A 6,502-nucleotide genomic window follows, 5' to 3' on the forward strand; every position below is an offset into this window, starting at 1 on the left:
TCTGGGACCTGTCTGATGAGTGTGCTATATTCAGATTTTCACCGATTGTCGGGGATTGTCTGAATTAAAAGTATCAGTCATCACTATCATCATTGACAATAATGCCCGTACTTTGGTTGGCGGCGGGATTGACGGTGGCGTTGATGGCGTTGTTGAGGGTAACGCTGAAATTTTCATTCGCCTCGAATTTGGTGTCGCCGTTAACAATTACAGCGATCGTTTTTGTTAGCGCTTCTGACGAATTAAAGATGAGATTACCGTCATTATCTTCGTAGTCGAGATCGCCCGTAGTAGCAGTACCGTCATCTGTTTTGTAGTTAACAGTAATGGGCAAACCAGAAGGATTGGAGAGGCTAACGGTGTAGTTGTAGGCAGTTGTGCCTGTATTGCCTTCAGCTTGGTTAATCGTGGCGGGGGCGATGCTGACAGTTGGAGGGTTATCGTTATCTGCAATTGTCAAAACTGCATTGTTGTATCGATCGCCAACTGTAGCATTTCCCGTTGGATTAGTTAGAGATAAATTAACCGTTTCGTCAGCTTCGTCGATCGCGTCATCGGCGATCGGAATACTAACAATTTTTGGTGTCGTATCGCCGGCGGCAAAGTTAATCGCGATCGGCGTCTTGGTGTAGTCAGCAGCAACAGCAGTACCATCCGTCAGCGTCAGCGTTGCCCCAACTGCACCTTTATTACCACCGATGCGATTGACGCTAATTGCAGTACCTACAACTGTGCCGTTTTCATTCACCGTGTAAGCGGGATTGCTAAATTGCAGTAAGCCGGGGGAAGGTTGAGAAAATTCCGAAGTATCGTTAGTTGTTAAGTTAGTAGCAGTAGTGACGATCGCCCCTGTTGCAGTTAAAGGCGGCGATGTAAAATTAGCATTGCCAGCAGCATCAGTGGTGACATTAACAAAGTTGAGATAAGTTTGTCCTTCGCCGTTACCGCTGGGATCTAAGGCAGTATTGTCAAAAAATTCGACGCGGAAAGTCGTATTGGGAATGCTGTTGAGAGTGCCGCTAAGGGTAATGTTGCCGTTGCTAGCAGTTGCGGAGGTTAACACCGGGAAATTTTGCAAGCCGTTTCCGCCTGTATCCCCGTCTCCCAAGTCGTTTGGGGTAAGGCCGTCGGCAGTTAAGGGATCGGTATCGTTATCGAGATCGATGCCTAAACCATTATTAGAAAAGATAGAATTGCCTAAAATTGCCAAGCCGTTGCCACCAGTAACTTGAATGCCGTTACTAGGATTAAATGCGATCGTATTTCCTTCTCCTGCTGCGGTGCCGCCGATGCGGTTATTGACGCCAGTTTTGTCAGCTAGGACGCTGTACGTATTGGGTAAAGGACTGCTGCCGTCAGCTTGCGTGCCGATATAATTGCCGATAACGCGGTTGCCAGTGGCAAGGTTGCTAACTAGGTAGACGGCAATTTGGTTGCCGGAAATGACATTGCGTTCTTGCGGTGTTGTGCCGCCGATGATGTTGCTTTCGGCAAGATCGAAATAGATGCCGATCAGATTTCCCAAAGCGGCAGTACCGCTGATATTTGTGCCGATATAGTTGCCGACAACTCGGTTTGTCGCAGGTACAGCGGTTGAATCAGGCGCTTGTAGAAAAGCAATACCCGCAGTCTGACTGCCAGAAATGATATTGCGTTCTTGAGGCGTCGTTCCGCCGATAATATTGTTAGAAGCGCTGCCAATAGCGATGCCATAGATACTGTTTGCTAGCGCTACATTACCCGTGATATCAGTGCCGATGAGGTTGCCGACAACTCGATTTTGATTGGCAGTTGGACCGTTGATCCCAATTCCGCCACCTTCGCCGGCATTGCCAGAAATCAGGTTGTCCTGAATCAAGTTTTCAGGCGCATTGCGGATGATGATGCCACCGGTGTTGGCCATCGCATTGGCGATCGCAACAGTACCAGTAACATCAGTGCCAATAAGGTTGCTGATTACTTGGTTGTTGCGCGCAGCGATGCCGGAAATCTCGATGCCAAGCCCCCTATTTGAATTGTCGTTGCCAGAGATTAAGTTGTTCTCGATCCGATTATCTGGAACGCCATCAATCCAGATCCCCCTGCGGTTGCCCCGATCAACCGTACCCGCAAGATCCGTGCCGATGTGGTTGCTGAGGATCTCGTTGCCGCCATTGGTTTGCAAGCGGATACCTGCCCAGTCAAATCTGTTGATTGCTAAACCTTGCACGATACTGTTCCCAGCAGTGATATCAAGTCCGACCATCACCAATCCGGCGAGGTTGCCGCTGAGTTCCACCAGTGGCAAACCGTTATAGCCCGCGCCGCCTTGACTCCAACCATCGACGATCGCTGGATCGGAGATGGGCGGCAGTGCGGATAAAGGCTGAATTAATTGCTGAGAACCGATCGCCCCGATATTAAAGGCGATCGTGTCGCGATCGGCTGCTGTACCCAATGTACCGTTAATCTGTGCTTGTTCTGCCACTGTCAAAGCAGGAACATTCAGAGTGCCATTGGCAACCAGAATTGCCTCTCTGAGGGTGAGGACGGCATTCCTGATATTCGAGTCATCTGTGCTATTAACGGTAATGGTAGCAGCCATAATGTTTCTCCTTATACCCTGGTGTTGGCGAGGTTCGGCTATTGTTGGTGAGGCGATCGATAATTGCGATCGGGCGATCGGCAATCAAGTTGCTTCTAAACCAGTATATTTTCCCAGAAGAAAACCCACCAGGGGAGTAAAATCAGGTGTTTCTACAAGGACTGACAGTAAAAACTCAGGTTAAATCAGTTAAAATACGGAAAAGTCAGGGTGGCTTTCTCCATGCAGGAACAATAGATATCTTGTAAAAGTCTGCATACTTACGTATATACGTACTTACCGGTCGAGCCCATGAACTCAGAATTAGACTTCTCTTGGAGCCAAACCAAAGAATCTGCCGATCGCATTTTTGCTCAAAACACCGGCAAATATCTCAGCGACATCGAAATGAAAGTCCTTCAAGGTTCTTGGGAAGGCAAAAGTTACGATGAAATCGCCAAAGTTTACGGCTACAGTGCTGAATACCTCAACAAAGATGTCGGTAACAAATTGTGGCACAAGTTTTCAGAAGCGTTAGGAGAAAAAATTAGTAAGAAAAATTTCAAAGAAGCTCTAAGGAGATTTGCCTCGCCAGAATTACGTCAAGCTACTAACATAAATCTGCCCTCGCCAACACTGAATGCGATCGCAAATTTGCCATTTCCCGAAGGTTCGGTATCATTAGATTCTCCTTTTTATGTAGAGCGTTGCAACATTGAATCTTTGTGCGGCGAGACTGTTGTGAAACCCGGTTCGCTGATTCGGATCAAAGCACCGGAAATGATGGGCAAAACTTCATTGATGACCAGAATTTTAGCTCAGGGCGATCGGGAAAACTATCACGCAGTCTATCTAGATTTAAGCGCTGCAGACCGAGGAATCTTAACAAATTTGGATAAATTTCTGCGCTGGCTGTGTTTGATGGTAAGCCGACAGCTAAAGTTAGAAAACAAGTTAAACGAATATTGGGATACGGATATTTTGGGCAGCAACGATAACTGTACGGTTTACTTTGAAGAGTATTTGCTGGCAGAAACATCAGCGCCTCTAGTTTTGGGGTTGGATGAAGTCGATCGCCTATTTCCCTACACGGAAGTAGTTGAAGACTTTTTGGGGATGCTGCGAAGCTGGCACGAAAAAGCCAAGATTTCGGATATCTGGAAAAAACTGCGGTTGGTAATGGCGCATTCTACCGAAGTTTATATTCCTTTGGACATGAATCAATCTCCGTTTAATGCGGGGGTTCCCGTTGAGTTGCTGGAGTTTGAGAGGCCGCAAATTCACGATTTAGCTCGCTTACACGGCTTGGAGTGGGATGAGGGGCAATTGCAAAAGTTAATAAGTGCGATCGGCGGCCATCCTTATTTAGTAAGATTGGCAATGTATGAGATTAGTTGTGGCAAAATTTCCTTAACTCAGCTATTAGAAAATGCGGCCTCAGAATCTGGAAGTTACAGCAGTCATTTACGCAAGCATTTGGAAATTTTGCAACAAAATCCCGAATTAGCTTTGGCTTTGAAAAAAGTTGTTAATTCGGCCGAACCAGTGGAATTAGATTCAATGCAAATTTACAAATTGCACAGCATGGGAATTGTGCGGCGGCAAAATAATTATGTCATGCCGCGTTGCAATTTGTACCGCGAGTATTTCTGCCGTGTTTTAGCTTGAAAAGCAGTGATAGTGCGATCGCGCGATCGCGTAGCGTGCATTTGGCATTCGCTTATGAAGAATAAAAGAGACTGACTTGAGCGATCGCTAACTTCACTGACTATTGAAAATAGGGTTTCGGAAACAACACTCATTCCCAATTCCCTATTTTCAATACAGAGCTACTTTCCCAATCTACAGACAGAATTAGCCCCCGCCCAAACCAAGCCCAGTAATGGTGGTTATACTAGCACCATTGTTTATCTTAAGGTTAGTGAAAGGTTGTATCCCTTGTATAACACCAATCAATCCATCGGGGGAAAATCCCGGATTATCAACGAAGATTCCTCGACCTGATACTCCACCGTCAAGGCTGACCTCCTGCAATTTATAGTTGACTCCTCCTTTAAGCTGGATAGTATCCTGACCGGATGTAAAGTCTTTAATTAAGCCGTAGCCGTTAACAAATGGATTCGGATTGGGAACCTGCAAACCACCCTCATTGTAGTAGATATTATTGGCATCCCCAAGGACGAAGGTGTTAACTCCAGCACCTCCAGTAAGAATGTCAATTTCTTGAGTGCCAGGGCTCGCTTCAGAAGAATTAACACCAATTAAAGTGTCATTACCGTCGCCACCCGTGAGAACGTCATTACCGTCGCCACCCATGAGCCTGTCGTTACCGTTTCCGCCATTGAGAGTGTCTTTGCCTAAGCCACCATTGAGAGTATCATTCTGGTTGCCGCCATTGAGAATATCGTTGCCGTTTCCGCCATTGAGAATGTCATTACCGTCGTCACCATTGAGAATGTCGTTGTCTAAGCCACCATTGAGAGTGTCATTACCCTTTCCGCCTTTAAGAGTATCGTTGCCTGAGTCACCATTGAGAATGTCATTGCCATCTCCGCCATTAAGGGCATCGTTGCCGCTACCTCCACTCAGAAAGTCGTTACCGCTTTGGCCATATAGCTTGTCATTTCCCAATCCACCTCGGATGTTGTTGGCAACTGCATTCCCGTAGATGTTGTCGTTTCCAGTCCCTCCAACTGCATTTTCAATGGTTGCGCCGAGAGCGATCGCCACATTGTTTTGAGCATTGGCATTACCATTGGCACCGATAGAACTGAAACCACCTGCGACTAAGTCAATGACTACATCCTTAGTTTGGTTAGCGGCACTGATTTGGTCGGTGCCACCCCCATCCCAAATCGTTTCGATAAATTTGGCATTTTTGCCCCAACTATAAGTATTGTTACCGGAACGGGTATCGGTATTAGCCCCATAAAGATATTGAACTGCTGCAACATCAAATAGTTGTGGAGTTTTTGGTGTCACCCCTGGCATATCAGGGTGACCGTTGTAAGACATGAGAGTAAAGCGATCGTTGTCTTGATAATTGGGCATATTTACTGCCCCTTCATGAGGGTGTTTCAACCCTAGGGAGTGACCAATTTCATGAAGAAGAATTGTAAATCCTGATGAACCGGGCGTAATGTTGGCAAGATTCTTGTCAAGCCAAATGTGACTTTTAGTAGCAGACCCGACTCCAGTAGACCAGCCTGCATAATTGGGAATGTCGATAGAACCAAACTGAATTTTTCCACCACCGTTAGCATTAGAAACTTCCTTAAATGTGATATTGGAAATATCAGAGTAAAGTTTTAATCCTTGTCTGGCAGACTCCTGCTGTTCTGCTGTGAAGGGTTTGAAGTCATCCCATGAGGTAGATTCTGGCTTAGTTTGCATGAAGCTAAAAGTAACTTCTACGGGCGTACCGAGTGGGCTATTTTTGTTCCATCGTGGTTGATTTGTAGGAAGCAAAGCATCAATATAATAGGGCAGGTTATTCACAATGCCAGCGGTAGCAACCGGGCCAACACTGTCAATAGGGCGAACAATTTCGACAGGATTTAGGGTGCGAGTAGCTTCATTTCCGTCAACATTTCTGTCGCGGTCAATGATATCAACTGTTTCAGAATCATCGCTGTCACGACGGTCAATGATATCAACCGTTTCAGAATCATCGCTGTCACGACGGTCAATGATATCAACCGTTTCAGAATCATCGCTGTCACGACGGTCAATGATATCAACTGTTTCAGAATCATCGCTGTCACGGTCAATGATATCAACTGTTTCAGAATCATCGCTGTCACGACGGTCAATGATATCAACTGTTTCAGAATCATCGCTGTCACGGTCAATGATATCAACTGTTTCAGAATCATCGCTGTCACGACGGTCAATGATATCAACTGTTTCAGAATCATCGCTGTCACGGTCAATGATATC

General features: G+C 46.1%; 4 protein-coding genes. 2 read left to right on the top strand and 2 right to left on the bottom strand.

Annotated features, from left to right (window positions below; genetic code table 11):
* Positions 1–73: 73 nt before the first annotated feature.
* The gene (locus tag QUB35_RS38070) at positions 74–2,584 is read right to left on the bottom strand and encodes a Calx-beta domain-containing protein (RefSeq protein WP_333148139.1); all 2,511 of its coding nucleotides are present in this window, start codon (positions 2,582–2,584) and stop codon (positions 74–76) included.
* Between the two features lies 1 nt (position 2,585).
* Between QUB35_RS38070 and QUB35_RS38075 the strand changes: the two genes are divergently transcribed.
* Complete coding sequence (locus tag QUB35_RS38075; protein WP_333148141.1) at positions 2,586–2,768, top strand: hypothetical protein; 183 nt, start codon at positions 2,586–2,588, stop codon at positions 2,766–2,768.
* Between the two features lie 107 nt (positions 2,769–2,875).
* A complete protein-coding gene (locus QUB35_RS38080; RefSeq protein WP_333148143.1) occupies positions 2,876–4,231 on the top strand; it encodes an AAA-like domain-containing protein in 1,356 nt (451 codons plus the stop codon).
* 186 nt (positions 4,232–4,417) lie between these two features.
* Here QUB35_RS38080 and QUB35_RS38085 read toward each other — a convergent pair.
* Positions 4,418–6,502: M10 family metallopeptidase (locus QUB35_RS38085; RefSeq protein WP_333148145.1), on the bottom strand; the 2,085-nt coding region annotated here is incomplete at its 5' end.

Source organism: Microcoleus sp. B13-B6, assembly GCF_036705405.1.
Lineage (GTDB): Bacteria > Cyanobacteriota > Cyanobacteriia > Cyanobacteriales > Microcoleaceae > Microcoleus.